Annotated in this window: 19 protein-coding genes and 1 other RNA gene; 11 read left to right on the top strand and 9 right to left on the bottom strand. The window is 60.9% G+C overall.

The genetic code is table 11. From position 1 onward, the window contains the following. From smc to ACWKV5_RS04030, 6 genes are all read left to right on the top strand, one after another. Complete coding sequence (gene smc, locus ACWKV5_RS04055; RefSeq protein ID WP_483840260.1) at positions 1–3,489, top strand: chromosome segregation protein SMC; 3,489 nt, start codon at positions 1–3, stop codon at positions 3,487–3,489. A 258-nt stretch (positions 3,490–3,747) separates the two neighbouring features. Then, positions 3,748–4,602 carry a cell division protein ZipA gene (gene zipA / locus ACWKV5_RS04050; protein WP_027921742.1) on the top strand — a complete coding sequence of 285 codons (855 nt, stop codon included), beginning with the start codon at positions 3,748–3,750 and terminating at the stop codon, positions 4,600–4,602. A gap of 213 nt (positions 4,603–4,815) precedes the next feature. Further along, positions 4,816–7,173 (top strand): NAD-dependent DNA ligase LigA, encoded by a 2,358-nt coding sequence (ligA, locus tag ACWKV5_RS04045; protein WP_483840259.1) that lies wholly within the window; start codon positions 4,816–4,818, stop codon positions 7,171–7,173. A 209-nt stretch (positions 7,174–7,382) separates the two neighbouring features. After that, a complete protein-coding gene (locus ACWKV5_RS04040; RefSeq protein WP_483840258.1) occupies positions 7,383–8,549 on the top strand; it encodes a zinc-binding metallopeptidase family protein in 1,167 nt (388 codons plus the stop codon). Between the two features lie 160 nt (positions 8,550–8,709). Further along, positions 8,710–8,806: signal recognition particle sRNA small type (gene ffs / locus ACWKV5_RS04035), an RNA gene on the top strand. A 311-nt stretch (positions 8,807–9,117) separates the two neighbouring features. Beyond that, entirely contained in the window at positions 9,118–10,818 is a 1,701-nt protein-coding gene (locus ACWKV5_RS04030; RefSeq protein WP_483840257.1) for a putative bifunctional diguanylate cyclase/phosphodiesterase, read from the top strand. A gap of 140 nt (positions 10,819–10,958) precedes the next feature. Here ACWKV5_RS04030 and ACWKV5_RS04025 read toward each other — a convergent pair whose 3' ends face one another. Further along, positions 10,959–11,708 carry a substrate-binding periplasmic protein gene (locus ACWKV5_RS04025; protein WP_483840256.1) on the bottom strand — a complete coding sequence of 250 codons (750 nt, stop codon included), beginning with the start codon at positions 11,706–11,708 and terminating at the stop codon, positions 10,959–10,961. A gap of 143 nt (positions 11,709–11,851) precedes the next feature. On the opposite strand from ACWKV5_RS04025, the gene dnaX reads away from it, so the two are divergent. The 5 genes from dnaX (at position 11,852) to ACWKV5_RS04000 (ending at position 17,620) form a co-directional block, all read left to right on the top strand. Beyond that, the gene (gene dnaX, locus ACWKV5_RS04020) at positions 11,852–13,921 is read left to right on the top strand and encodes a DNA polymerase III subunit gamma/tau (protein WP_483840255.1); all 2,070 of its coding nucleotides are present in this window, start codon (positions 11,852–11,854) and stop codon (positions 13,919–13,921) included. 66 nt (positions 13,922–13,987) lie between these two features. Then, positions 13,988–14,326 (top strand): YbaB/EbfC family nucleoid-associated protein, encoded by a 339-nt coding sequence (locus ACWKV5_RS04015; protein WP_027921723.1) that lies wholly within the window; start codon positions 13,988–13,990, stop codon positions 14,324–14,326. A 259-nt stretch (positions 14,327–14,585) separates the two neighbouring features. After that, a complete protein-coding gene (locus ACWKV5_RS04010) occupies positions 14,586–15,620 on the top strand; it encodes an NADP-dependent oxidoreductase (RefSeq protein WP_483840254.1) in 1,035 nt (344 codons plus the stop codon). Between the two features lie 65 nt (positions 15,621–15,685). Beyond that, complete coding sequence (gene recR, locus ACWKV5_RS04005) at positions 15,686–16,288, top strand: recombination mediator RecR (protein ID WP_483840253.1); 603 nt, start codon at positions 15,686–15,688, stop codon at positions 16,286–16,288. A gap of 183 nt (positions 16,289–16,471) precedes the next feature. Next, complete coding sequence (locus ACWKV5_RS04000; protein ID WP_483840252.1) at positions 16,472–17,620, top strand: acyl-CoA dehydrogenase family protein; 1,149 nt, start codon at positions 16,472–16,474, stop codon at positions 17,618–17,620. 115 nt (positions 17,621–17,735) lie between these two features. Here the strand turns inward: ACWKV5_RS04000 and ACWKV5_RS03995 are convergent, their stop codons facing one another. From ACWKV5_RS03995 to ccoG, 8 genes are all read right to left on the bottom strand, one after another. Beyond that, entirely contained in the window at positions 17,736–18,284 is a 549-nt protein-coding gene (locus ACWKV5_RS03995) for an adenine phosphoribosyltransferase (protein ID WP_027921719.1), read from the bottom strand. 80 nt (positions 18,285–18,364) lie between these two features. Then, positions 18,365–19,099, bottom strand: a complete 735-nt coding sequence (fnr, locus tag ACWKV5_RS03990; protein ID WP_483840251.1) for a fumarate/nitrate reduction transcriptional regulator Fnr — start codon at positions 19,097–19,099, stop codon at positions 18,365–18,367. 139 nt (positions 19,100–19,238) lie between these two features. Next, positions 19,239–20,621: an oxygen-independent coproporphyrinogen III oxidase gene (gene hemN / locus ACWKV5_RS03985; RefSeq protein WP_483840325.1), complete on the bottom strand. Its 1,383-nt coding sequence runs from the start codon at positions 20,619–20,621 to the stop codon at positions 19,239–19,241. Between the two features lie 191 nt (positions 20,622–20,812). Continuing rightward, on the bottom strand, positions 20,813–21,496 hold the full coding sequence (locus ACWKV5_RS03980; protein ID WP_483840250.1) for a sulfite exporter TauE/SafE family protein: 684 nt from the start codon (positions 21,494–21,496) through the stop codon (positions 20,813–20,815). Further along, a complete protein-coding gene (gene ccoS, locus ACWKV5_RS03975; protein WP_027921715.1) occupies positions 21,489–21,707 on the bottom strand; it encodes a cbb3-type cytochrome oxidase assembly protein CcoS in 219 nt (72 codons plus the stop codon). Before ccoS ends, ACWKV5_RS03980 begins: the two co-directional genes overlap by 8 nt. A gap of 24 nt (positions 21,708–21,731) precedes the next feature. Continuing rightward, positions 21,732–24,182 carry a heavy metal translocating P-type ATPase gene (locus ACWKV5_RS03970; protein WP_483840249.1) on the bottom strand — a complete coding sequence of 817 codons (2,451 nt, stop codon included), beginning with the start codon at positions 24,180–24,182 and terminating at the stop codon, positions 21,732–21,734. 57 nt (positions 24,183–24,239) lie between these two features. After that, entirely contained in the window at positions 24,240–24,779 is a 540-nt protein-coding gene (locus ACWKV5_RS03965) for a FixH family protein (protein ID WP_123434286.1), read from the bottom strand. An 11-nt stretch (positions 24,780–24,790) separates the two neighbouring features. Continuing rightward, positions 24,791–26,206: a cytochrome c oxidase accessory protein CcoG gene (ccoG, locus tag ACWKV5_RS03960; protein WP_483840248.1), complete on the bottom strand. Its 1,416-nt coding sequence runs from the start codon at positions 26,204–26,206 to the stop codon at positions 24,791–24,793. Positions 26,207–26,295 lie beyond the last annotated feature (89 nt).

Genomic DNA, 26,295 nt, shown 5'->3' with positions numbered 1-26,295 from the left:
GTGCGGCTCAAGTGCATCAAGCTGGCGGGGTTCAAGTCCTTCGTCGATCCGACCACGGTGAACTTCCCCAGCAACATGGCGGCAGTGGTGGGGCCCAATGGTTGCGGCAAGTCGAACATCATCGACGCCGTGCGTTGGGTGATGGGCGAAAGCTCGGCCAAGAACTTGCGCGGCGAGTCGATGACCGACGTCATCTTCAACGGTTCTACCAGCCGTAAACCGGTGAGTCAGGCCAGCATCGAGCTGGTGTTCGATAACTCCGACGGCACGCTGCTTGGCGAATACGCCGCCTATGCGGAAATCTCCATTCGCCGCAAAGTGACCCGCGACAGCCAGACCACTTATTACCTCAACGGCACCAAATGCCGGCGTCGCGACATCACCGATATTTTCCTCGGCACCGGCCTCGGCCCGCGCAGCTACTCGATCATCGAGCAGGGGATGATCTCCAAGCTGATCGAATCCAAGCCCGAAGACCTGCGCAACTTTATTGAAGAAGCAGCAGGCATCTCCAAGTACAAGGAGCGCCGGCGCGAGACTGAAAACCGCATCCGCCGTACCCACGAAAACCTTGCGCGCCTGACCGACTTGCGCGAAGAGCTTGAGCGTCAGCTCGAGCGCTTGCACCGTCAGGCTGAAGCCGCGAAGAAGTATCAGGAATACAAAGGCGAAGAGCGCCAGCTCAAGGCTCAATTGTCGGCCCTGCGCTGGCAGGCGCTGAACGAACAGGTCGGTCAGCGCGAAGCGGTGATCGGCAACCAGGAAGTCACCTTCGAAGCACTGGTCGCCGAGCAACGCAACGCCGACGCCGCCATCGAACGCTTCCGGGACGGGCACCATGACCTGTCGGAGCGCTTCAATCTGGTGCAAGGACGCTTCTATTCGGTCGGCGGCGACATCGCCCGGGTCGAGCAGAGCATCCAGCACGGCCAGCAGCGTCTGCGTCAGTTGCAGGACGATCTGAAAGAAGCCGAGCGCGCACGCCTGGAAACCGAATCGCACCTGGGCCACGACCGCACGCTATTGCTGACCCTCGGCGAAGAGCTCGACATGCTCACCCCGGAGCAGGAAGTCACCAGCGCCGCCGCCGAAGAAGCCGCCGCTGCGCTGGAAGAATCCGAAACCACCATGCACGGCTGGCAGGAGCAGTGGGACACGTTCAACCTGACCGCCGCCGAGCCGCGTCGCCAATCCGAAGTGCAGCAGTCACGCATCCAGCAGCTGGAAACCAGCATGGAGCGTCTGGCCGACCGTCAGAAGCGCCTCGGCGAAGAACGCGCGTTGCTCTCGGCGGACCCGGAAGACGCGGCGATTATGGAACTCAGCGAGCAGTTGGCCGCCAGTGAAGCCACGCTTGAAGATTTGCAGGCCAGCGAAGAAGCCCAGGTCGAGCGCCTTGAGCAACTGCGTCAGGAATTGCAGCTCGCGTTGCACAATCAGCAGCAGGCGCAAGGCGATTTGCAGCGCCTCAACGGTCGTCTCGCCTCACTTGAAGCCTTGCAGCAGGCCGCGCTCGATCCGGGCACCGGCACCGCCGAATGGTTGCGTGAGCAGCATCTGACGGATCGCCCGCGTCTGGCCGAAGGCCTGAAGGTGGAAGCGGGTTGGGAGCTGGCGGTGGAAACCGTGCTCGGCGCCGACCTGCAAGCGGTGCTGGTCGACGACTTCGGCGACTTCGATCTCGCCGGTTTCGCCCAAGGCGATCTGCGCTTGCTCAGCCCGGCCACTGATGGCGTGCGCGTGCCGGGCAGCTTGCTCGACAAGGTCGAGGCGCAGATCGATCTGTCGCCGTGGCTGGGGCAGGTCAAGCCGGTCGACAGCCTTGAACAGGCGCTGGCGTTGCGCAGTCAATTGACCGCGGGGCAGAGCCTGATCAGTCGTGATGGTTATTGGGTCGGTCGGCACTTTTTACGTGTGCGACGGGCCAGCGAAGCCGAAAGCGGTGTACTGGCGCGCGGTCAGGAAATCCAGCGGTTGACCGAGGAGCGCGAAGAGCGCGAAGCCACGGTCGAAACCCTGGAAACCCAACTGCAAAATCTCAGGGCGCAACAGCGACAGCAGGAAAACGGTCGCGAACATTTGCGCCGTCTGCTGCAAGACGAAGCGCGCCAGCAAGGTGAATTGAAAGCTCAACTGTCCGCCGGCAAAGCCAAGGCCGAACAGCTGACGCTGCGTCGTACGCGCCTCGATGAAGAACTCACGGAACTGAGCGAACAGCGCGCGCTGGAACACGAAAACATTGGCGAAGCGCGCCTGCAATTGCAGGAAGCCCTCGACGCCATGGCGCTCGACACCGAGCAGCGTGAATTGCTGCTGGCCCAGCGCGACAGCTTGCGCGAGCGCCTCGATCGAGTGCGCCAGGAAGCCCGGCAGCACAAGGATCACGCGCATCAATTGGCGGTGCGTCTCGGTTCGCTCAAGGCACAACACGACTCGACACGTCAGGCGCTGGAACGGCTGGAAATGCAGTCCGAGCGCCTGACCGAAAAACGCGAACAGCTCAGCCTCAATCTGGAGGAGGGTGAGGCGCCGCTGGAAGAGTTGCGGCTGAAGCTTGAAGAGCTGCTCGACAAGCGCATGACCGTCGACGAAGAACTCAAGACCGCGCAGATCGCCCTGGAAGACGCTGACCGTGAACTGCGTGATGCGGAAAAACGGCGTAACCAGGCCGAGCAGCAGTCGCAGTTGATTCGCGGCCAGATGGAAACCCAGCGCATGGAATGGCAAGCCCTGACCGTGCGCCGCAAGACCCTCGAAGATCAATTGCTGGAAGACGGCTACGACCTGCACGGCGTGCTTGCCACGCTGACAGCCGAGGCCAACGAGAAGGACGCCGAAGAAGAACTCGAACGCATTGCCGCGCGCATCCAGCGTCTCGGTGCGATCAACCTCGCGGCCATCGACGAATACCAGCAACAATCCGAGCGTAAACGTTATCTGGATGCGCAGAACGATGATCTGGTGGAAGCGCTGGACACACTCGAGAACGTGATTCGCAAGATCGACAAGGAAACCCGTAACCGCTTCAAAGATACCTTTGATCAGATCAATGGCGGTTTACAGGCGCTTTTCCCAAAAGTTTTCGGTGGAGGACGCGCGTATTTGGAACTGACGGGCGAAGATCTACTCGATACAGGGGTAACGATCATGGCGCAGCCGCCAGGGAAGAAGAACAGCACCATCCATTTGCTCTCCGGTGGCGAAAAAGCCCTGACTGCATTGGCGCTGGTTTTTGCGATCTTCAAGTTGAACCCGGCGCCGTTCTGCATGCTCGATGAAGTTGACGCGCCACTGGATGACGCTAACGTTGGACGCTACGCACGGCTGGTCAAGGAAATGTCGCAGACGGTGCAGTTCATCTATATCACCCACAACAAGATCGCCATGGAAATGGCCGATCAACTGATGGGGGTGACGATGCACGAGCCGGGCTGCTCGCGTCTTGTAGCGGTGGATGTCGAAGAGGCGATGGCGATGGTGGATGCCTGAGTCGGCGTCTGTAGGGCAGGTATTACGAGGCTGTAGGATGTTTTTACCGGGCCTGACTTGCTGGCCAATCGACATATTCGCTAAAGCCATGGTGACAGACGGTGTAAAGTTGCCTTTGGTCGTGCTAGTTTAATGTCAATTTTTCGTATACGTGGGCAAAACGCCTGTCAGAACATAGAGTTGGCGCCACGTTTTAAAGCGGTTTACGAGTTGTAAACCCCTTATTTTTCAGCATTTTTTATAGAGGCACGGGATTACATGGAAATCGGTCTGCGCGAGTGGCTGATCGTCATCGGCATTATTGTCATTGCCGGTATTCTTTTTGATGGCTGGCGCCGTATGCGCGGCGGCAAGGGAAAACTGAAATTCCGTCTTGACCGAAGTTTGTCTAATCTGCCGGATGAGGACACCAGCGCCGAGCTGTTGGGCCCGCCCCGTGTGCTGGACACACATAAAGAACCGCAACTGGACGAGCACGATCTGCCGTCGGTGAGCATGCCTGCCCGTGAACCGCGTGAATCGGGTTCCAAGCGCGGCAAGCGTGGCCATGGCGAACCGTCGCAAGGCGACATGAACCTCAGCCTCGATCTGGATGGCGGCCCGAGCTTCAGCAGCCGTGACGACGATTTCCCGGATGACACCAAAGCTTCGCCAGCGGTCACTGAAAAAGATCAGCCACAAGCGGAAGAAGTGCTGGTGATCAGCGTGATCTGCCGCGACGCCGCCGGTTTCAAAGGCCCGGCGCTGTTGCAGAACATTCTGGAAAGCGGTCTGCGTTTCGGCGAGATGGATATTTTCCACCGTCACGAAAGCATGGCCGGTAATGGCGAAGTCCTGTTCTCCATGGCCAATGCGGTCAAGCCGGGCATTTTTGATCTGGACGACATCGACCACTTCAGCACTCCGGCCGTGAGCTTCTTCCTCGGTCTGCCTGGCCCGCGTCATCCAAAGCAAGCCTTCGACGTGATGGTGGCTGCGGCGCGCAAACTGTCCCAGGAGCTGAACGGCGAACTGAAAGACGACCAGCGCAGCGTGCTGACCGCCCAGACGATTGAGCATTACCGTCAGCGCATCGTCGAGTTCGAACGCCGCGCGTTGACCCAGAAGCGTTGATTCAAAAGTCGGAGCGGGCTCTTGTGGCGAGGGAGCTTGCTCCCGCTGGGCTGCGAAGCGGCCCTTATTCCGATACACCGCATGCGCTGATTTTACGACGGCTTCGCCGCCGACCGGGAGCAAGCTCCCTCGCCACAGTGTCCATAGCTTTAAGCTACTGTATTTAAGAATTGAGCAGCCTCGGCTGCTCTTTTGCTTTATGAGAGAACACCCATGACCGCCGCCAAAAACCGCATTCTAGAGCTGCGCGCTGAGCTGGATCAGCACAACTATCGCTATCACGTGCTGGACGAGCCGAGTATTCCGGATGCCGAATACGATCGCTTATTCCACGAGCTCAAGGCCCTTGAAGCGGCTAATCCGGAACTGATTACCAGCGACTCGCCGACCCAGCGCGTCGGTAGCGCGGCGTTGTCGGCGTTCACTCAGGTACGTCATGAAGTGCCGATGCTCAGCCTCGGCAACGCCTTCGAAGAAACCGACATGCGCGAGTTCGATCGCCGGGTGACGGAAGGCCTGGACTTGCCGGTCGGCGATCTGTTCGGCGGCGGTGCGGCAGTGGAATACAGCTGCGAACCCAAACTCGATGGCCTGGCGGTCAGCTTGCTGTATCAAGACGGCGTACTGGTACGCGGCGCGACGCGTGGCGACGGCACCACCGGCGAAGACATCAGCGTCAACGTGCGCACCGTGCGCAACATCCCGCTCAAACTGCACGGCACGGGCTGGCCGGCGACTCTGGAAGTGCGCGGCGAAGTGTTCATGTCCAAGGCCGGTTTCGAGCGGCTCAACGCCAGCCAGCTGGAAGTCGGCGGCAAGACCTTTGCCAACCCGCGTAACGCGGCGGCCGGGAGCCTGCGACAGTTGGATTCGAAGATCACCGCCAACCGCCCGCTGGAATTCTGCTGCTACGGCATCGGCCAGATTTCGGCCGATATTGCCGACACGCACATTGGCAATCTCAAGCAGCTCCAGGTGTGGGGCATGCCGATCAGCCATGAACTGAAACTGGCGCACGGTATCGACGAGTGCCTGGATTACTACCGCGACATCGGTGAGCGCCGTAACGGGCTGGCGTATGAAATCGACGGCGTGGTGTTCAAGGTCAACAGCATCGCCTCGCAGCGTGAGCTGGGTTTCCGCGCTCGCGAACCGCGCTGGGCGATCGCGCACAAATTCCCGGCCATGGAAGAACTCACCGAGCTGCTCGACGTCGAGTTCCAGGTCGGTCGCACCGGCGCCGTCACGCCGGTGGCGCGCTTGAAACCGGTCAAGGTGGCCGGTGTCACCGTGGCCAACGCGACGTTGCACAACATGGATGAGGTCGCGCGTCTGGGTCTGATGATCGGCGACACGGTGATCATCCGCCGCGCGGGTGATGTGATTCCGCAAGTGGTGCAAGTGGTGCTCGAGCGTCGTCCGGACAATGCCCGGCCGGTTCACATTCCCGAGCAGTGCCCGGTGTGCGGTTCGCAGGTCGAGCGCACGCAACTGGTCAAGCGCAGCAAGGGCCGCGAGACCGTCAGCGAGGGCGCGGTGTACCGCTGCGTCGGTCGTCTGGCCTGCGGTGCACAGCTCAAGCAGGCGATCATTCACTTCGTTTCCCGCCGTGCGATGGACATCGAAGGCCTGGGGGACAAGAGCGTCGAGCAACTGGTCGACGAAGGCCTGGTGAGCTCGCCGGCCGATCTGTATGCGCTGAAGTTCGACGACATTGTCGATCTGGAAGGCTTTGCCGAGGTATCGAGCAACAAGTTGCTCAGCGCCATCGAGGACAGCAAAAAGCCAAGCCTGGCACGGTTTATCTACGCCCTCGGGATTCCTGATGTCGGCGAAGAGACGGCCAAGGTGCTGGCGCGTTCTCTGGGGTCGCTGGAGCGAGTTCAGCAGGCATTGCCACACGTGCTCACGTACTTGCCGGACGTCGGCCTGGAAGTGGCTCACGAGATCCACAGCTTCTTTGAAGATGCGCATAACCAGCAAGTGATTCAGGACCTGCTCAAGCACGGCCTGCAGATTCAGGATCAGGGCGAGCTGGGTGCGGAGTTCGCGGCCAGCACCACGCTCGGTGGATTTCTCGACAAGCTGCACATTCCTTCAGTCGGACCGGGTGGGGCGCAGAAGCTCGCGGATCGGTTTGGTTCGTTGGAAGGGGTGATGAGCGCCGACTGGCTGGACATGCGCCAGGCGCTGCCGGAGAAGCAGGCCAATTCGGTTCGCGAGTTTTTTGCGGTCGAGGACAATCGCCAGCTCGCTGAGACTGCCGAGCAGCAGTTGCGTGATTTCGGCATGCACTGGCAGAGCGAGAAGAAGGTCGTCGAAGGGCTGCCGCTGGCCGGGCAGACCTGGGTGCTGACCGGTTCGCTGGAGTTGATGAGCCGCGATGTTGCCAAGGACAAGCTTGAAAGCCTGGGGGCCAAGGTAGCGGGCTCGGTGTCGGCCAAGACCCATTGCGTGGTGGCAGGGCCGGGAGCGGGTTCCAAGTTGGCCAAGGCCAACGAGCTGGGATTGAAGGTGCTCGATGAAGAAGCGTTCGTCGAGTTCCTGAAACAGCACGGCATCCCGATCTGACACAAAACCTGTGGCGAGGGAGCTTGTCGGATCGCCGCATCGTCCCGCTGGAGCACGAAGCGGTCCCCATGATGCTAGCGCCTGCTGCGCAGGCGAGCGGGACGGTGCGGTGATCCGACAAGCTCACTCGCCACACTTGTGATTCAAAACCCGGAACGATCTGTGCGTGGCAATGATCTAGTCTTGGCAAGCCCCAGGGAGAGATCGCCATGTACCGCTTCTTCGAACAGCTCAGCTCGCGCATCGCCGCGCCCTTCATGGGCGACAGCTCGCGCAACAGCAAGGTCTGGCAGTGTCGCTGCGGGCAATCGCTGTTCTTTCGCAACAGCCAGTGCCTGGCCTGTTCGGCGGCGCTGGGCTACCAGCCTGAACAGAGTCGCTTGTCTTCGCTGCAACCGGGTGCGCAGACCGACACCTGGCGGCTCGACGCCGACCCGCAAGCCGGTGTGTTCCGCCGCTGCGCCAATCTCGATTCCCCGGCTGCGTGCAACTGGCTGCTCCCGGCCAATGATCACGATGCGCTCTGCATCGCCTGTAGCCTGAATCACACCATCCCTGACCTGTCGATTCCCGAAAACCACGAACGCTGGCGCAAGGTCGAAACGGCCAAGCGGCGTCTGGTCGCGCAGTTGGTCAGCCTCGGTTTGCAGGTGATACCCAAAACCGTCGATGAAGAAACCGGCCTGGCGTTTGACTTCATCGGTGTTGACCTCGAAGGCAAATCACCGACCACCGGTCACGCCAACGGCCTGATCACCCTCGATATCAAGGAAGCCGATGACGCCCACCGCGAGCAGGTCCGGGTGCAAATGCACGAGCCCTACCGCACGTTGCTCGGGCATTTTCGGCATGAGGTCGGGCACTATTACTGGGACCGGCTGATCGCCAACAGCCATTGGCTGGAACCGTTTCGCGGACTGTTCAGTGATGAGCGCGCCAGCTACGCAGAAGCGCTGGAGCGGCATTACCAGCAAGGCGCGCCACTCGACTGGCAACAACAGTGCGTCAGCGCCTACGCAACCATGCACCCGTGGGAAGACTGGGCGGAAACCTGGGCGCATTACCTGCACATGATGGACGCGGTGGACACTGCTCTAGGCTTTGGTATGAGCGCGCGGGAAATGGATTTCGATTACCAGCCATTCCCGGCGAGCACGCTTTACGACCCGCAGCACCCCGGCGGGGTGGCGTTTCTGTCGTTCGTCAATGCGTGGATCGAGTTGGCGGGCATGCTCAATGAGCTGTCGCGCAGCATGGGCCAACCGGATTTCTACCCGTTCGTCCTGCCGCCGGCGGTGATCGCCAAGCTGCACTTCATTCACTTGGTGATCCAGCAAGAGGGCGGCAGGGCGGATGAGGTGCTGCAGGACCTCTAACGATCGGCGAAACGGCGTCCGCCTGTGGCGCGGGGATTCAAGGGGATTGCATGTCCTTGAAGCCGTTCATGTTTTTTAATCCGCCCCAACGGTTGTAACTTCGTCTCAGATAGGTACAATGGCGCGGCTCGCCGTCAGGTGAGCGTCGTTATGGTGACCCCATCGGTCCCCCCGCAACGATTACCCGTGAACCTGGTCAGAGCCGGAAGGCAGCAGCCACAGCGGGAACATTGTGTGCCGGGGTGTGGCTGGTGGGGTTGCCTCCATAACGCACCGCGAATCCTCTTTCGCGTTTTCTATCTGAAAATATTTTTGTCTCTCTGCCATGGATCATCTCCAGGGTGGTTTTTCGTCGTTTGCGGTTTTCAGAACGACCATTTCACTTATGCACCGATATTCACTGCTACACGAAGGCTTGGACAAGGCCTGGTCAAGCTGCCAGCATTGCGCACCCTCGTCAGACTGGCGCGAGGTGTTCAAGTCAGATTGATCTGCAGTCTTGCAGGGCCATCAAATGCGCGTCCGGGATGACACGCCATTCTTCCGCTAGCGACAGCGAGCCTGATTCATGGATGAGAAGTACCGCAGGGCTGTGGATGCCGCCGCGATTTTTTCCGAGACCGACCTGAGCGGCCGGATCACCTACGTCAATGACCAATTTTGCGCCGTGTCCGGCTATAGCCGTGAAGAGCTGATCGGGCAGAATCACCGTCTGCTCAATTCCGGCCTGCATTCCTCCGAATTCTTTTCTGCGATGTGGCGCACCATTGCGCTGGGCAGCGTGTGGAAGGGCGAAATCTGCAATCGCGCCAAGGACGGCAGCCTGTACTGGGTCGACAGCACCATGGTGCCGGTGCTCGATGATGACACCGGGCGGGTTGATCGATACCTGTCGATCCGGTTCGACATCAGTGAAAAACGCGAATTGCTGCACACCTTGCAATGGCGGGTCGGACATGACGTGCTGACCGGGCTGCCCAATCGCGCGTACCTCTCGGACCTGCTGGATCAGGCGCTGGAGTTCTCCCGGCTGGAAGACATCCCGCTGGCGGTGTGCATGCTCGACCTCGACGGGTTTAAAGCGGTCAACGACGGCTACGGCCATGCCAGCGGCGATGTGTTGCTGGTGGAGGTGGCCAGGCGTTTGCGTGGCATTGTGCGCGCCGAGGATGTGGTGGCGCGCCTGGCGGGCGACGAGTTCGTGCTGGTGTTGCGTCACGTGCGTGATCTGCCGGAATTGCGTGCGGCGCTGAACCGGGCGCTGGGGGCGATTTCGGCGCCGTACGTACTGCATGGCAAGGACGTCCACGTGTTCGCCAGCATCGGGGTCACGCTGTTTCCCCTCGACAATCACGATGCTGAAACCCTGTTGCGTCACGCCGATCAAGCCATGTACGTGGCCAAGCAGCGCGGACGCAACCGTTTTCACCTGTTCGACGTCACCCGGGATCAAGAGGTCAAGGCGACTCACCAGACCGTCCAGCGCGTGCGTCAGGCGCTGGCCGCCGGTGAGTTGCGTCTGCATTTCCAACCCAAGGTCAACATGCGCCTGGGTGAGGTCGTCGGGTTCGAGGCGCTGTTGCGCTGGGCGCATCCACAAAACGGCATGATCCGGGCCAGGGATTTTTTGCCCGCAGTGGAAGAGACGGACCTGATCATCGACATCGGCGAGTGGGTGATGGATCAGGTCCTGGCGCAATTGCACCGCTGGCAGCAGACGGGGCAGTGCTGGCCGATCAGCCTGAACATCGCGGCGCGGCATTTTCAGCGTGCAGATTTTGTTGACCGGCTCAAGCAGGTACTCGCTCGGCACACTGAGGTTCCAGCGCAGATGCTTGACCTGGAAATCATCGAGTCGGTGGCCATCGAGAATATCCACCACGTCAGCGCCTGTTTACAGGCCTGTCAGGCGCTGGGGGTGCAGTTTTCGCTGGGCGACTTTGGCACCGGTTATTCGTCACTGAGCTACCTCAAGCGCCTGCGCACGCAAACCATCAAGATTGATAAGACGTTCGTGCGCGACATGCTGGAGGATCGCGATGACCTGGCGCTGACCACCGCTGTTATTGGTCTGGCCCGGGCATTTGGCCGGAAGGTGATTGCCGAAGGGCTGGAAAGCGTCGAGCACGGTGAGTTATTGCTGAAACTGGGTTGCGAAGTCGCCCAGGGTTACTTCATCGCCCGGCCGATGCCGCCAGAAGACGTGCCTGGCTGGGTGGCGGGGTTTGTGGTGCCGCCGCAATGGCAGATGCAGGATCAGGTTGGCTGAGGTTTTGTCGCTCAACTGATCCCCTGTGGGAGCGAGCCTGCTCGCGAAAACGGTCTGACATTCAACATTGATGGTACTGAAATACCGCATTCGCGAGCAGGCTCGCTCCCACAGGGTTCCGTGTTGATTAGATGAATTGCTTAGAGGGTGCCTGGCTCCGCACCGATATAAAGCCGGATGATGTCATCAATCTCCCCGGACATTTTCATCCGCAACAACGTGCGCAGAATGCGCTGCACCGGCACCTTGGGGTCGTTGCGCACGTAACATCCGACATGCTGTTCCTGCAACACCGCTACCGCCTTCAACTGCCGGTCGGGCAGCAGGCGCTGATTGAACCAGTCCAATGTCCATTGATTGCTCACGGCATAGCGGTAGCGCCCGGCATTGAGTTTTTCCAGCACTTGTTCCTGATTGCGCGCATCTTCGCGGCGCAGGCGATCGGCATCGAACAGCGGTTGCAGCGTTGGGTAGTAATAGCCGAGCACCGTGCCGATGGGTTGGCGTGACAGGTTCGCCGGTAACATCTGGGCGGGCGGATCTTGCTGACTGACCAGCACGTCACGCTGAAACCACAGCGGGATGCTCCAGATGTAGTCGCCCGACTGATTGGGTAGCCAAGACTGCGCGGCATAGCAACGCACATCGACCTCACCGTGTTCCATGGCGTTTTGCACCCGCGCCCGGGGCAGTACGTGAAATTCCGCCGGCACTCCCACCTGAGTGGCCAGGCTGAGCATCACGTCATACAGAATGCCTTGGGTCAGGCGGCCATGATCCAGTTGCACCATCGGCATCGCCCAGCTGTCGGGTACGACAAAGCGCAACGGCGCTTCGGCAGCGTCGACGCTCACACTTATCCACAGCAATGCCCCCAAGGCACAACGCATAAACGCTCCGGTACAGCTGAAACCCGAGCCGATAAAAGCCCCCAAAGTGCAGCTTAGCCAGATTAGACGAGCACACCGGATGCAATTTTGGCCTTGCTCCGCTAGCATTAGCCGCTTCTGTTCCTTCGTTGCGACGGTTTTCGATGAGTTATCAGGTTCTTGCACGTAAATGGCGTCCGCGCTCGTTCCGCGAAATGGTCGGCCAGACCCATGTGCTCAAGGCTCTGATCAATGCCTTGGACAGCCAGCGGCTGCACCACGCCTACCTGTTTACTGGTACGCGCGGGGTGGGCAAGACCACCATTGCGCGGATCATCGCCAAATGCCTGAACTGTGAAACAGGTATCACTTCGACGCCGTGCGGCGAGTGCTCGGTGTGCCGCGAAATCGACGAAGGGCGCTTTGTCGACCTGATCGAGATCGACGCCGCGAGCCGGACCAAGGTCGAAGACACCCGTGAACTGCTCGACAACGTGCAGTACGCCCCGAGCCGTGGGCGCTTCAAGGTCTACCTGATCGACGAAGTGCACATGCTCTCCAGCCATTCCTTCAATGCGCTGCTGAAAACCCTTGAAGAGCCGCCACCCTACGTCAAGTTCATCCTGGCGACGACCGATCCGCAGAAACTTCCTGCAACGATTCTGTCGCGGTGCCTGCAGTTCTCCTTGAAGAACATGACGCCGGAACGTGTGGTCGAGCATTTGACCCACGTGCTGGGTGTCGAGAACGTGCCGTTCGAAGACGATGCATTGTGGCTGCTGGGCCGTGCCGCCGATGGTTCGATGCGCGACGCCATGAGCCTCACCGACCAGGCCATCGCCTTCGGTGAAGGCAAGGTCATGGCCGCCGACGTGCGGGCGATGCTCGGTACGCTGGATCACGGCCAGGTCTACGACGTTTTGCATGCGTTGATCGAAGGTGACGCCAAGGCGTTGCTCGAAGGTGTCCGTCATCTGGCCGAACAAGGCCCGGACTGGAACGGCGTGCTCTCGGAAATTCTCAACGTGCTGCACCGTGTCGCCATCGCCCAGGCCTTGCCTGAAGGCGTCGACAACGGGCACGGCGACCGTGACCGGGTATTGGCGCTGGCCCAGGCCTTGCCGGCCGAAGACGTACAGTTTTATTACCAGATGGGCCTGATCGGCCGGCGTGATTTGCCGCTGGCACCGGACCCGCGTGGTGGTTTTGAAATGGTCCTGCTGCGGATGCTGGCCTTCCGGCCTGCGGACACCGCGGACGCCCCGAGGCAACCGCTAAAGCCAGTGGGGATCAGCCAGGCCACAGTTGATTCCGCAAATTCAGTGGCTGCCGCGCCGGTTGTTGCGCCGGTAGTCGCTGCGGCAGTTGCACCTGTCCCCGTTGTTGCCGCTCCAGTTCCCGCGCCGGAACCTGAGCCGGTTGCGCCGGTTGTCGTGCCGGAACCAGTGGTCGAGCCCATCGCGGTCGAAGCCGTCGTCGACCTGCCGTGGAATGACCCGGTCGTTCCCGAGGTCGTGCAGCAACCTGCCGTCGAGCCGGTACTGGAAACTGCCAGCGAGCAGCCCGAGTTGCCGCCAATGCCGTTGCCAACGCCGGACAGCGTGGTGCCGGACGCTCCGGAGTGGGCCGCTGCGCCGATCCCGGAACCGTCCGTTGCCGACGTCGATGCCGCCACGCCGGGCGTGGACCAGGATGACGAACCGCCGCTGGACGAGGATTACATCGAGCCGGACATGGATTCGGCCTACAGTTACCTTGATGAACTGGCCAGCGAACATACCGCCGAACCCGCACCGGAACCGGAGCCTGAACCCGCTGCGATGCCGGCCACCGGTCTGGCGCTGCAATGGCTGGAAATGTTCCCGAAGCTGCCGATTTCCGGCATGACGGGCAGTATTGCCGCCAACTGCACGCTGATTTCCGTTGAGGGCGATCACTGGCTGATGCACCTGGACCCGGCCCACAGCGCCTTGTTCAACGCGACCCAGCAACGTCGTCTCAACGATGCGCTGAACCAGTTTCACGGGCGCACGCTGACCCTGAGCATGGAGCTGATCAAGCCTGAGCAGGAAACCCCGGCCCAGGCAGCGTCCCGGCGCCGTGCCAACCGTCAGCGCGAGGCCGAGGAGTCGATCCACGGCGATCCGTTCATCCAGCAAATGATGCAGCAGTTCGGTGCGGTGATCCGTAACGATACTATTGAACCTGTCGACGCTCTGGTCAGTCAGGGCTAATAACTGAAGGCGTTCGGTCAAAAGGATCGGACGCTGTTTAATCCAAGTACTTTTGAGGTGATTCCCATGATGAAAGGTGGCATGGCCGGCCTGATGAAGCAGGCACAGCAGATGCAGGAAAAAATGGCCAAGATGCAGGAAGAACTGGCCAACGCCGAAGTCATCGGTAAAGCGGGCGGCGATATGGTCACCGTGGTGATGACCGGTCGTCACGACGTCAAGAGCGTGACCATCGACCCAAGCCTGGTTGAAGGCCTGAGCGAAGACGACAAAGAGATGCTGGAAGCCGTCGTCGCCGCCGCTGTCAACGATGCCGTGCGCAAGATCGAAGCCAACAGCCAGGACAAAATGTCCGGCATGACCGCGGGCATGCAACTGCCGCCGGGCATGAAGCTGCCATTCTGATTCGCTAAAGCGCGTCGGATGAGCTACAAAAAAATGCCAGGCATTGCGCCTGGCATTTTTGTTTTTGCCTTTGGGGTCTGTGGTGGATGTGAGGCCGCCTTCGCGAGCAGGCTCGCTCCCACAGGTGACCGCATTCCATTGTGGGCGAGCCTGCTCGCGAAGAGGTCGACTCGGTCTCAGGCAGAAACATCGAACGCGACACCCGCATAAAGGTCTGCTCCCTATACCGCCGAATTCATCGATCAAAGGAGACGCTCACATGCCACAAGCATTGACCCTCAACCAACGTATCGTCCTGGCGTCCCGCCCGGTTGGCGCGCCGACGCCGGAGAATTTTCGCCTGGAAAGGGAAGCGTTGCCGGACCTCGCTGACGGCCAGGTCCTGCTCAAGACCCTATACCTGTCACTGGACCCGTACATGCGCGGTCGCATGAGTGACGCGCCGTCCTACGCCGCGCCGGTAGAAATCGGCGAGGTCATGACCGGCGGCGCTGTCAGCCGGGTCGAACACTCGTTGAATCCAAAATTCCAGGAAGGCGATGTGGTCGTCGGGTCCACCGGCTGGCAGAGCCACAGCATCAGCGACGGTCGCAACATCATCCCGGTGCCATCCGGGTTGCCGAGCTCGTCGATGGCCTTGGGCGTGCTGGGCATGCCGGGCATGACGGCCTACATGGGCCTGATGGACATCGGTCAGCCCAAGTCCGGCGAAACCCTGGTGGTCGCGGCGGCGTCCGGTGCCGTGGGTTCGGTGGTCGGCCAAGTGGCGAAGATCAAGGGCTTGCGCGCGGTCGGCGTGGCCGGTGGCGCGGAAAAATGCCGTTATGTCGTCGACGAATTAGGCTTCGATGCCTGCGTTGACCACAAAAGCCCGAACTTCGCCGAGGAACTGGCACAGGCGTGCCCCAACGGCATCGACATTTATTACGAGAACGTCGGTGGCAAGGTGTTCGACGCAGTAGTGCCGCTGCTCAACCCCAAGGCGCGAATTCCGCTGTGCGGCCTGATTGCCGGTTACAACGCCTCCGAGGCGCCGAAAGGCCCGGATCGCCTGCCGCAATTGCAACGGACACTATTGACCAAGCGTGTGCGAATCCAGGGCTTCATCGTGTTCGACGACTACGGCGATCGTCAGCCGGAATTCGTCAGTGCCATGGCGCCGTGGGTGCGCGACGGCAAGGTGAAATTCCGCGAAGACGTGGTCGATGGCCTCGAGCAGGCGCCCGAAGCGTTCATTGGTCTGCTGGAAGGGCGCAACTTCGGCAAACTGGTGGTGCGGGTCGCGCAAGACTGAGTATTTGACGCTAAAGAGAGGCGCGGGTATAAACCGCGTCTCGTTGTTTTGTCGGACGTTTCCCCATGAGCTTCAGCCCTTTGATTCGCCAACTGATCGATGCCCTGCGAATTTTGCCGGGTGTGGGTCAGAAAACCGCCCAGCGCATGGCGCTGCAATTGCTTGAACGTGATCGCAGCGGTGGTTCGCGACTGGCATCGGCGTTGAGCCAGGCCATGGAAGGGGTGGGCCATTGCCGTTTGTGCCGCACGCTGACCGAAGACGACCTGTGCCCGCAGTGCGCAGATACCCGCCGCGACGACACGTTGCTGTGCGTGGTGGAAGGGCCGATGGATGTCTATGCGGTGGAGCAGACCGGCTTCCGTGGTCGCTACTTCGTGCTCAAGGGGCATTTGTCGCCACTTGATGGCCTCGGGCCTGAAGCGATTGGTATCCCACAACTGATCGCGCGTATCGAAGAGGCCGGGAGCTTTACCGAAGTCATCCTCGCGACCAACCCTACGGTCGAAGGTGAGGCGACGGCGCACTACATTGCGCAGTTGCTCAGCAATAAGGGGTTGATTGCTTCGCGCATTGCTCACGGTGTGCCGTTGGGTGGTGAGCTGGAGCTGGTGGATGGCGGGACGTTGGCGCATTCGTTTGCCGGGCGTAAGCCGATAGCCTTGTAGTGTTTGAACTGACGCCTTCGCGAGCAGGCTCGCTCCCACACTGGATTTGTGGCGTTCACGAAACCCCTGTGGGAGCGAGCCTGCTCGCGAAGGGCGCAACGCGATCCATCTGATTCACACAATCCTGTTGAAAACCAAGCAAGCGCTCGGTTAACGTCGCTGAACCTTCAGTGGAGTTCGCCGATGCCTGCCTTTCAGGAATACTTCGATCCCAGCCACCAATTGGTCCGTGACAGCGTCAGGCGTTTCGTCGAGCGTGAGATTCTTCCGGACATTGATCAGTGGGAGGAAGCTGAAAGCTTTCCCCGGGAGCTCTACCTCAAGGCCGGTGCTGCCGGGATCCTGGGCATTGGCTACCCCGAAGCGCTGGGCGGCAGCCATGAAGGTGATCTGTTCGCCAAGGTCGCGGCCAGCGAAGAACTGATGCGCTGTGGATCGGGTGGTCTGGTGGCCGGTTTGGGTTCGCTGGACATCGGCTTGCCACCGATCCTCAAGTGGGCCCGGCCCGAAGTGCGTGATCGCCTGGTGCCTCAAGTGCTGGCAGGCGAGAAGATCAGCGCCCTGGCGGTCACCGAGCCCAGCGGCGGTTCCGACGTCGCCAACCTGCAAACCCGTGCTGTGCGTGACGGCGACTTCTATCGCGTCAGCGGCAGCAAAACCTTCATCACCAGCGGCGTTCGTGCCGACTTCTACACCGTCGCGGTGCGCACCGGCGAGCCGGGGTTTGGCGGCATCAGCCTGTTGTTGATCGAGAAGGGCACGCCCGGTTTCACGGTCGGCCGTCAGTTGAAGAAAATGGGCTGGTGGGCGTCGGACACCGCGGAGTTGTTCTTCGACGATTGCCGGGTGCCGATGGGCAATCTGATCGGCACAGAAAACATGGGTTTCGCCTGCATCATGGGTAACTTTCAGAGTGAACGGCTGGCGCTGGCACTAATGGCCAACATGACCGCGCAGCTGGCGCTGGAGGAGAGCCTGAAATGGGCGCGTCAGCGCGAAGCCTTCGGCAAACCCATCGGCAAGTTCCAGGTGCTCAAGCACCGCCTCGCCGAGATGGCGACAGCGCTGGAAGTGTCTCGGGAGTTCACCTATCGCCAGGCGGCGAAGATGGCGGCGGGGCAGAGTGTGATCAAGGAAATTTCGATGGCCAAGAACTTTGCCACCGACACCGCGGACCGGATCGTCAATGATGCGGTGCAGATTCTCGGGGGCTTGGGTTACATGCGCGACAGCCTGGTGGAGCGGCTGTATCGGGATAACCGGATTCTGTCGATTGGGGGCGGGACGCGGGAAGTGATGAACGAGATTATCAGTAAGCAGATGGGGCTTTGATGCCTGAAGTGTTGCCACTGACGCCTTCGCGAGCAGGCTCGCTCCCACACTGGATTTGTGGTGTTCACAAAACCCTGGTGGGAGCGAGCCTGCTCGCGAATTTTGAAGGCACCGCTTACTTGTCAGTCAACGCAAACTGCGTCAGGCAGAAAGTAGGAATCCCCATATCTTCCAACCGCTGCGACCCGCCCAGCTCCGGCAGATCAATAATCGCCGCCGCTTCATGAACCCGCGCGCCCATGCGTCGAATCAGGTTCGCCGCCGCAATCAGCGTGCCGCCCGTGGCGATCAGGTCATCGAACATCACCACCGAATCGCCCTCGCACAGGCTGTCGGCGTGGACTTCGAGAAACGCTTCGCCGTACTCGGTCGCGTAACCCTCGGCCAACACGTCGGCCGGCAGTTTGCCTTGCTTGCGAAACAGCACCAGCGGCTTGTTCAACTGATACGCCAGCACCGAACCGATCAGGAAGCCACGGGCATCCATCGCCCCGATGTGGGTGAAATCGGCTTCGACGTAGCGATGGGCAAAGCTGTCCATCACCAGGCGCAGAGCCGTGGGCGACTGGAACAACGGCGTGATGTCACGAAAGATCACGCCCGGCTTGGGGAAGTCGATCACGGGGCGGATCAGGGATTTGATGTCGAAGGAGTCGAAGACCATCGTCGAGGTGTCCTGGCAGGCTGCAAACGTCGCAGTATAACGGCGGCTGAACCGTTTCGCTCAGCCGCAATGGTTACAAATCAGCCTTCGAGAGAGCCGCCGGCCAGCGCGCAGAGCTGGATCGGGTCGAGGATATGAATTTCCTTGCCTTCAGCGGCGATCAATTCGCTCTGCTGAAAACGGGTGAACACCCGGGACACGGTTTCTACCGCCAACCCCAGGTAATTGCCGATTTCGTTGCGCGACATGCTCAGGCGGAACTGGTTGGCCGAGAAGCCGCGGGCGCGGAAACGTGCGGACAGGTTGACCAGAAACGTGGCGATGCGCTCGTCGGCGGTTTTTTTCGACAGCAGCAACATCATTTGTTGATCGTCGCGAATCTCGCGACTCATGACGCGCATCAACTGGCGACGCAGTTGCGGCAGTTGCACGGACAATTCGTCGAGGCGATCGAAAGGTATTTCGCACACCGAGGTGGTTTCCAGCGCTTGCGCGGACACGGGGTGCTTTTCAGTGTCCATGCCCGACAGACCGACCAGTTCACTTGGCAGGTGGAAACCGGTGAGTTGTTCCTCACCGCTGTCGCTCAGGCTGAACGTCTTGAGAGCGCCGGAACGCACCGCGTAGACGCAATCGAAGGTGTCACCCTGGCGAAACAGGAATTCGCCTTTTTTCAGCGGGCGGCCACGCTTGACGATGTCGTCCAGCGCGTCCATGTCCTCCAGGTTCAGAGACAGCGGTAAACACAGGGGGGCGAGGCTGCAATCCTTGCAATGGGCCTGGTTATGAGCACGCAGTTTGACTGGCTCGGACATTTCTTCAATCCTTGTGGGAAATCACACATAAGACGTAAGGGTAACCCACGGGATGGCATTCCGGCCAGTTTGTGCAGATATTGTCACGCCACGATGCAGCGTGATGTTTGGCAGTCCTGTGTAACTGGGCGATGACGAATTAGATCACCCGGGAAAATCGTTGGTGATTGAGCTGCTGTAGATAAGCATCGAACACCATGCACACCGAACGTACCAGCAAGCGACCGGCCGGCAACACAGTGATTCGTTCGTTGTCGAGGCTGATCAAGCCGTCATCGGCCATGGTCAGTAGCTGCGGCCACAATTGGCCGAAGTAACCGCGAAAGTCGATGTTGAACGCCTGCTCGATCTCGACGAATTCCAGGCTAAACGTGCAGATTAGCTGCTGGATGACTGCTCGCCGCAACCGATCATCGGCGTTGCACACCAGGCCACGGCTGGTGGCGAGTTGACCCGTAGCCAGGGTGTTCTGGTATTGAGCCAGGTCGCTGGTGTTCTGGCAGTACAGATCACCGATCTGGCTGATGGCGGACACCCCTAAACCGATCAAATCGCAATGGCCGTGGGTGGTGTAGCCCTGAAAGTTACGCTGCAGGGTCGATTCTTCCTGGGCAATCGCCAGTTCGTCATCAGGCAGGGCGAAGTGGTCCATGCCGATGTAGCGGTAGCCGGCCGTGGTCAATTGCTCGATGGTGCGCTGGAGCATTTCCAGCTTCTGCGCCGGCGTTGGCAGTTCGTCGCTGTTGATGCGTCGTTGTGGCATGAAGCGTTCGGGCAGGTGCGCGTAGTTGAATACCGAGAGCCGATCCGGTTGCAGGTTGATCACTTCGTCCACCGTGCGGGCGAAGTTCTCGGGCGTCTGCCGGGGCAAACCGTAGATCAGGTCGATGTTGATCGAGCGAAATTGCAGGGTCCGGGCCGCATCGATCACCGCGCGGGTTTCTTCCAGGCTTTGCAGGCGATTGACCGCCCGTTGCACGGCCGGGTCGAGGTCTTGCAGCCCAATGCTGACACGATTGAACCCCAGCTCGCGCAAAAGGCCCATGGTCGACCAGTCGGCTTCGCGAGGGTCGATCTCGATGCCGTAGTCGCCGGAACCATCGTCCAGCAAGTTGAAGCTCTTGCGCAGTTGCGCCATTAACTGGCGCAGTTCATCGTGGCTGAGAAACGTCGGGGTGCCGCCGCCGAAGTGCAGTTGTTCGACCTTCTGTGCCGGGTCGAGGTGACAGGCGATCAGCTGGATTTCCTGCTCAAGCCGCTGCAAGTAGGGCAGGGCGCGACCACGATCCTTGGTGATGACTTTGTTGCAGGCGCAGTAGTAGCAAATGTTCGCGCAGAACGGCACATGCACGTACAGCGACAGCGGGCGCAGGGCTTTGCGGCTGTCACGCAACGCATGGAACAGGTCGAACGATCCGACCTGATTGTGGAATTGCACGGCGGTCGGGTAAGAGGTGTAGCGCGGTCCCGCCAGGTCATAACGGCGGATTAGATCGGTGTCCCAACGAATGGCGTCGAGCATCATGCGGGCGTTCCCCCGGATAGGCTTGCAGTGTGGGCGAGTCTAGGGGGCGAGGCGTTGGGGCATCTTGATTTGTATCAAGGTCGGGATCTGTGGCGGTGGTGAGGACCTCTTCGCGAGCAGGCTCGCTCCCACATTGGAACGCGGTCAACTGTGGGAGCGAGCCTGCTCGCGAAGGGCGCGCCGCCGATCTAATGTCCCATGAGCCAATGCTGATGCGGTCCCGGCAAGGTCCAGAGGCCAAACAGGATCACCAGCAACCCGCCAGTCATGCGCACGCTGCGTTTGCGCAGCAGCGCCGTCACCCGCTCAGCCGCCAGGCCCGTGGCGAGCAGCACCGGCCAGGTGCCCAGGCCGAACGCGAGCATCAACAATGCACTGTCCAACGCATTGCCCTGACTCGCCGACCACAGCAATGTGCTGTAAACCAATCCGCACGGCAGCCAGCCCCAGAGCGCGCCCAGCAGCAAGGCGCGGGGCAGGCTCGACACGGGCAGCAGTTTGTTGGCAATCGGCTGGATATGCCGCCACAGGCCGCGACCCAGGCTTTCGATACGGGTCAGCCCGCTCCACCAACCGGCGAGGTAAAGCCCCATGGCGATCAGCAGCAAGCCGGCGATGACCCGCATAAACATCGCCGCCGGGCTGTTGGCCACGGCCCAGCCCGCCAGGCCGATCAGCAGGCCGGCGGTGGCATAGCTGAGGATGCGTCCCAGGTTGTAGGCCAGCAGCAAGCGAAAGCGTCGGCTGCGTTGTTCCTTGGGAATTGCCAGGGTCAACGCGCCCATCAAGCCGCCGCACATACCCAGGCAATGGCCGCCGCCGAGCAAGCCGAGAATCACCGCAGACACCAGCAGTGGCGCCAATTCAAGCATGAGGCGGCGCCTTGTCGTCGGGTTTGGCCGGATGGCCACTGGCTTCGTCGACCGCAGCCTTGTGGGCCGGGTCCTGGTCGTCGAACAGAATGCTGTGGGCCGGGCCGTCGAGGTCATCGTACTGACCGCTGTCGACCGCCCAGAAGAAGATGTAGACGGCGATGGCCACGATCAGCAGCGCGGCCGGGATCATCACGTAAAGAGCTGGCATGGGTGGACTCCATGCCCGCGCGGCTCAGGCCGGCAGCGGGCGGGTTTCTGGCGTGGCGCGGGTGGCCGGCGTGCTCGGCAAGCGAGTCAGGCGCAGGGCATTGAGCACCACGGTCAACGAACTGATCGACATGCCGACGGCGGCCCACACCGGAGTGATCCAGCCGAGGGCGGCGAACGGCAGCATGAGGCCATTGTACAACCCGGCCCACAGCAGGTTCTCGATGATTACCCGGCGGGTTCGCCGCGCCAGGCTGAAGGCTTGCACCAGCGCGTCGAGGCGGTTGGACAGTAGCACGGCATCGGCACTGGTTTTCGCCAGATCGGTGGCCGAGCCCATCGCCACGCTGATGTCGGCCGCGGCCAGCACCGGCACGTCGTTGACCCCGTCACCGAGCATCAACACCTTGCGGCCTTCCTTGTGCAGTTGTTGCAGGACCTGCAGTTTGTCGTCCGGACGCAAACCGCCTCGCGCCTCGTCGATGCCCAGTTCGGCGGCGACGCTGGCGACCATCGGCGAGCTGTCGCCGGACAACAGCAAAGTTCGCCAGCCCCGCGCCTTGCAGGCTTTCAGTAACGCCGGGGCATCCGCGCGCAAACGGTCGTCGAGAACAAACCACGCCAGTGGTCCCTGACTGTCGCCGAGCAGCAGCCACTGGCCCGCTTCATCGGGCATCGAAGGCACGGCGGCAGCACTGAGTTCGCAGACAAATCCCGGCTGGCCAATGCGCAAGCGTTGTCCGCCGACCAGGCCTTCAAGCCCCAAGCCCGGTGTGCTGTGGACTTCTTCGGCGGCCAGTGGTGCGCGGCCAAAGGCGCGGGCGATTGGGTGTTCGGAGCGGTTTTCCAGCGCGGCGGCGAGGCTCAGGCATTGATCACTGTCGAGTGCGGCCAGCGGGCGGATTGAACGTAAAGCGAGGCGCCCTTCAGTCAGGGTCCCGGTCTTGTCGAAGATCACCGTGTCGATCTGGTTCAGGCCTTCCAGCACATGGCCGCGCGTCAGCAACAGGCCGAGTTTGTGCAGCGTGCCGGTGGCGGCGGTCAGCGCGGTGGGCGTCGCGAGGGACAAGGCGCACGGGCAAGTGGCGACGAGCATCGCCAGCACAATCCAGAAGGCCCGCGATGAATCGAGTTCCCACCACAACAGGCCAATGGCGGCGGCGGCAATCAGCGACAGCAGCAAAAACCACTGCGCGGCGCGGTCGGCGATTTCCGCCAGGCGCGGCTTTTCGGCTTGCGCGCGATCCAGCAGGCGGACGATGGCGGACAGTCGCGTGTCCTGGCCCAGCGCCAACACTTGCACGGTCAACGCGCCTTCAACGTTCAGCGTGCCGGCGGTGACTGCATCGCCCGACGTTCGCGGTTGCGGCAGGTATTCGCCGGTCAGCAGCGACTCATCGATGCTCGACTGGCCGTCGAGGATCTTGCCGTCCGCCGGCAGAATCGCGCCAGGGTGGACCAGCACCTGATCGCCGACGCGCAATTCGCTGAGCAGGATCCGCTCACTCTGGCCATCTGCGCTCAGGCGCAGGCATGAAGCGGGCAGCAGGTTGACCAGTTGTGCGGTGGCCGCGGCGGTACGCTCTCGGGCTCGGCGTTCCAGATAACGACCGGCCAGCAGGAACAGCGCAAACATGCCGACGGCATCGAAATACAACTCGCCGACGCCGCTGATCGAGGTCCAGATCCCGGCGAGGTAGGCGCTGCCAATCGCCAGTGACACTGATACGTCCATGGTCAGGTGGCGGGTGCGCAGGTCACGCATGGCGCCTTTGAAGAACGGCGCACAGCTGTAGAACACGATTGGCGTGGTCAGGAACAGCGCGACCCAACGCAGAATGGTGTGCAGTTCGGGGCTGAGGTCGATGTTGAATTCCGGCCAGGTGGCCATGGTCGCCATCATCGCCTGGAACCACAGCAGCCCGGCGACGCCGAGTTGGCGCAGGGCCAGACGGTTTTCACTGGCCAGTTGTTCGCTGGCGCGGTCGGCTTGATAGGGGTGGGCGGCGTAACCGATATGGCGCAACTCACTGAGTACCTGGCTCAACGGCAATTGCGCGTCGGCCCAGCGTACGTGCAAGCGATGGTTGGACAGGTTGAGGCGCGCTTCGGCCACCGCCGGTAAACCGCGCAGGTGTTTCTCGATCAACCAGCCGCACGCGGCGCAACTGATGCCTTCCATCAGCAAGGTGGTTTCGGCGAGGTCGCCGTCGTGGCGCACGAACGGCGCTTGCACGTCGGCGCGGTCGTACAACGCCAGTTCGTCGACCAACTGGACCGGCAAGGCTTCGGGGTTGGCCGATGATTCGCTGCGATGCTGGTAATAGCTTTCCAATCCACCGGCCACGATAGCCTCGGCCACCGCCTGGCAACCCGGGCAGCAGAACTCGCGGGTTTCACCCAGGACCGCCGCAGTGAAGCGGCTGCCGGCCGGGACGGGCAGGGCGCAGTGGTAGCAGGGGATTGGCGTGGTCATGAGGTGGAGTCTATATCGTTCGGGAGGGCCTCATCGCGATGCGCGAAGCGCAGGCTTTTACTTTTTCAGGTCTTCCGCGCCTTGCAGCGGCTCATCGCCCAGCAGCAGGTCCTTGTCATGGCTGACCTGTTCTTCTTCGAACAGGCGCCAGGTCTTGTCGCCCTCGACGCCCAGCAGTTCTACAAAGCGGCGGCCTTCGACCTTGTCGCTCAGTTGACCGATGTAGCGGCCCTGTTCCGTGTCGCTGTGGGCGAGGGTGATCTTGCGATCCTTCTCCGGTTGCGTCGGCGAAATCAGGTTCAACTCGAGGGTTTTCGGTTGGCTGTTGCCGCTCAAGTGCAGGTCGACTTCGCCGGTCACGCCATCCAGATGCATGCTGGCGCGTAACAGCAGGGTCTGGGCCAGCAGTTCACGGTCGAGCGAGCGATTGATGCCTTTGCCGGCCTCGTAGTAGTTGTCGTTCACCAGGTTGTCCGGGTTATTCACCGCGATGGTCACCATGGACAAGGTCAGGGTCACCGAGCAGGCCAGAATCCCGATGATGATCCACGGCCAAAGATGCTTGTACCAAGGACTTGCGGCAGTTGCTGCGGGCATGATCACTTCTCTCAACGAATTTGTGGGCCGATGAATCGGCTCTTGGCTTCAACATGAACGCTGTCGTCATCGGCATCCTTGAGGATGAATTTCACCTCGTTGGTGCTCGATGGCAGTTGTTCCGGTGCACTGGACAGCTCCACCGGCTGGCTGAAAATTTCCCCGGCGGCGACTTTGATTTCGCGCTTGCCTTGCAGCTTGAGGTCCGGCAGACCGGTGGCTTCCAGCACGTAGGTGTGGTCGCGCTGATCCTTGTTCATGATCTTCAGGCTGTAGACGTTTTCGATCCGGCCCTCGGCGTTCTCGCGGTACAGCACGCGGTCTTTGCTGACGTCGAAACCGACCAGCGAGCGCATGAAGAACGCGGTGATCAACAACGAGATCATCGCCAGCAGCACCACGGCATAGCCGATCAGGCGCGGGCGCAGTTTATGGGTTTTTTGCCCGGACAGGTTGTGCTCGGTGGTGTAGCTGATCAGGCCGCGCGGGTACTCCATCTTGTCCATGATGGCGTCGCAGGCGTCGATACAGGCGGCGCAGCCGATGCACTCGATTTGCAGGCCGTCGCGGATGTCGATGCCGGTCGGGCAAACCTGGACGCACATCGTGCAATCAATGCAATCGCCCAGCCCTTGGGCCTTGTAATCGATGCCTTTCTTGCGCGGGCCACGGGACTCGCCTCGGCGTGGATCGTAGGAGACGATCAGCGTGTCCTTGTCGAACATCACGCTCTGGAAACGCGCATACGGGCACATGTAAATGCACACCTGCTCGCGCAACCAGCCGGCGTTGCCGTAGGTGGCGAGGGTGAAGAAACCGACCCAGAAATACGACCAGCCATCCGCTTCGCCGGTGAAGAAATCGAACACCAGTTCGCGGATCGGCGAGAAGTAACCGACGAAGGTCAGGCCGGTGACAAAACCGATCAACAGCCACATCGAATGCTTGCTGAGCTTGCGCAGGAATTTGTTGGCGCTCATCGGCGCCTTGTCGAGCTTGATGCGCTGGTTACGGTCGCCTTCGGTGACCTTTTCGCACCACATGAAAATCCATGTCCAGACGCTCTGCGGGCAGGTGTAGCCGCACCACACGCGACCGGCGTAGACCGTAATGAAGAACAGGCCGAAGGCACTGATGATCAAAATCCCCGACAGCAGGATGAAGTCCTGAGGCCAGAAGGTTGCGCCAAAAATAAAGAATTTACGCTCCGGAAGGTTCCACCAGACGGCTTGATGGCCGCCCCAGTTCAGCCACACCGTGCCGAAATACAACAGAAACAAAAAGGCACCGCCCATCATCCGCAGGTTGCGGAACAAGCCAGTGAAGGCGCGGGTGTAGATCTTTTCTCGAGAGGCGTAGAGGTCGACGCTGTTGTTCGCGTTCTTGTCGGGTGGAGTGACGTCGTGTACCGGAATCTGGTTGCTCATCATTGCATCCCACGGCAGTGGAAAAATGCCCCGGTCAGTACATGCCGACCGCGGTCAAAAAGGGCTGTTGCAGTGGCGCAATGATACGC

Source organism: Pseudomonas oplopanacis (assembly GCF_057128725.1).
Note: the sequence above shows the minus strand (reverse complement) of the source record. Positions and strands in the feature narration are given on the sequence as shown.

Coding starts and splice junctions, on each gene's coding strand:
- zipA (WP_027921742.1), top strand. CDS start 3,748: ATGGAAATCGGTCTGCGCGAGTGGCTGATCGTCATCGGCATTATTGTC.
- ligA (WP_483840259.1), top strand. CDS start 4,816: ATGACCGCCGCCAAAAACCGCATTCTAGAGCTGCGCGCTGAGCTGGAT.
- ACWKV5_RS04040 (WP_483840258.1), top strand. CDS start 7,383: ATGTACCGCTTCTTCGAACAGCTCAGCTCGCGCATCGCCGCGCCCTTC.
- ACWKV5_RS04030 (WP_483840257.1), top strand. CDS start 9,118: ATGGATGAGAAGTACCGCAGGGCTGTGGATGCCGCCGCGATTTTTTCC.
- ACWKV5_RS04025 (WP_483840256.1), bottom strand. CDS start 11,708: ATGCGTTGTGCCTTGGGGGCATTGCTGTGGATAAGTGTGAGCGTCGAC.
- dnaX (WP_483840255.1), top strand. CDS start 11,852: ATGAGTTATCAGGTTCTTGCACGTAAATGGCGTCCGCGCTCGTTCCGC.
- ACWKV5_RS04015 (WP_027921723.1), top strand. CDS start 13,988: ATGATGAAAGGTGGCATGGCCGGCCTGATGAAGCAGGCACAGCAGATG.
- ACWKV5_RS04010 (WP_483840254.1), top strand. CDS start 14,586: ATGCCACAAGCATTGACCCTCAACCAACGTATCGTCCTGGCGTCCCGC.
- recR (WP_483840253.1), top strand. CDS start 15,686: ATGAGCTTCAGCCCTTTGATTCGCCAACTGATCGATGCCCTGCGAATT.
- ACWKV5_RS04000 (WP_483840252.1), top strand. CDS start 16,472: ATGCCTGCCTTTCAGGAATACTTCGATCCCAGCCACCAATTGGTCCGT.
- ACWKV5_RS03995 (WP_027921719.1), bottom strand. CDS start 18,284: ATGGTCTTCGACTCCTTCGACATCAAATCCCTGATCCGCCCCGTGATC.
- fnr (WP_483840251.1), bottom strand. CDS start 19,099: ATGTCCGAGCCAGTCAAACTGCGTGCTCATAACCAGGCCCATTGCAAG.
- hemN (WP_483840325.1), bottom strand. CDS start 20,621: ATGCTCGACGCCATTCGTTGGGACACCGATCTAATCCGCCGTTATGAC.
- ACWKV5_RS03980 (WP_483840250.1), bottom strand. CDS start 21,496: ATGCTTGAATTGGCGCCACTGCTGGTGTCTGCGGTGATTCTCGGCTTG.
- ccoS (WP_027921715.1), bottom strand. CDS start 21,707: ATGCCAGCTCTTTACGTGATGATCCCGGCCGCGCTGCTGATCGTGGCC.
- ACWKV5_RS03970 (WP_483840249.1), bottom strand. CDS start 24,182: ATGACCACGCCAATCCCCTGCTACCACTGCGCCCTGCCCGTCCCGGCC.
- ACWKV5_RS03965 (WP_123434286.1), bottom strand. CDS start 24,779: ATGCCCGCAGCAACTGCCGCAAGTCCTTGGTACAAGCATCTTTGGCCG.
- ccoG (WP_483840248.1), bottom strand. CDS start 26,206: ATGAGCAACCAGATTCCGGTACACGACGTCACTCCACCCGACAAGAAC.